Source organism: Bartonella sp. AP57NXGY (genome assembly GCF_042195805.1).
Lineage (GTDB): Bacteria > Pseudomonadota > Alphaproteobacteria > Rhizobiales > Rhizobiaceae > Bartonella.
This window is the reverse complement of record NZ_JBHIOZ010000466.1, coordinates 1-800: the sequence shown is the minus strand read 5'-3', so window position 1 is coordinate 800 and position 800 is coordinate 1. Positions and strand designations below refer to the sequence as shown.

At 32.1% G+C, this 800-nt stretch carries 1 pseudogene; it reads right to left on the bottom strand.

Going from position 1 to position 800, the window contains the following annotated elements:
• Positions 1 to 562: 562 nt before the first annotated feature.
• Positions 563 to 800, bottom strand: a pseudogene (locus ACFIL8_RS11510) (two-component sensor histidine kinase); the annotation flags it as partial.

The following is an 800-nucleotide window of genomic DNA, read 5'->3' as shown; positions in this document are numbered from 1 at the left end:
TGCCATATCTGCAAGCGTTGGATTTAATGGCATCAAAACGGTTGCAGTAGACATTGCTGATAATACCGCTAATCTGATCACTTTTTTCATAATGATGCTCCTTGTGTAAATTCGTATTTTTCACATCCTACACGTTTCAAACTGAATAGAGCCTGAACAATTTTGGACTTTATTGTGACAAAAAAAATAAAAATTCATTTAGTTAAAACTATTATCAATACAGTAAAATAAAATCATGACAGAATTTTGATTTCAATTAATGTACTCTTCTTAAGGTTAATTAAGCAGCTTGTATTTAGAGCACCAGATTTTTTACTATTGGTTATAAATTATTTATTGATGAGTACTTTTTTATTGCTTGATACAATATGAATTGAACAATAGGTGTATGAACAAAAGTTATCGTTTTTTATTATAGGCTTATGGTGCTAAGATAGAACCTTATTTGTGTGATTGAATACAGTCCTGTTTGACTACTCTCTTGTGAGGCTAAATATTGAGTTCGATATCATATTATAACTGTATAAATATAATATATTGCGGGAACTTTTTTGATATATGGGAAACATTCTTGTTGGGATATGGCTGTTAGTTTGACAGTATTGGCATGACAAAATGCATTTGACACAATATTGCTGATGAGACGCGTGAAGGCACGTGGACGTGCTTGTATTTGTGTAGGGCTTTCAATGGTGTAGGAAAATTGGCGTTTGTGAAGATGTGCATCGGTAGAGAATTTTTGCATAAGAGCATTTAAATCAAAAGTTTTAACACACTCACTTTCTTCACTACGGGCAAAA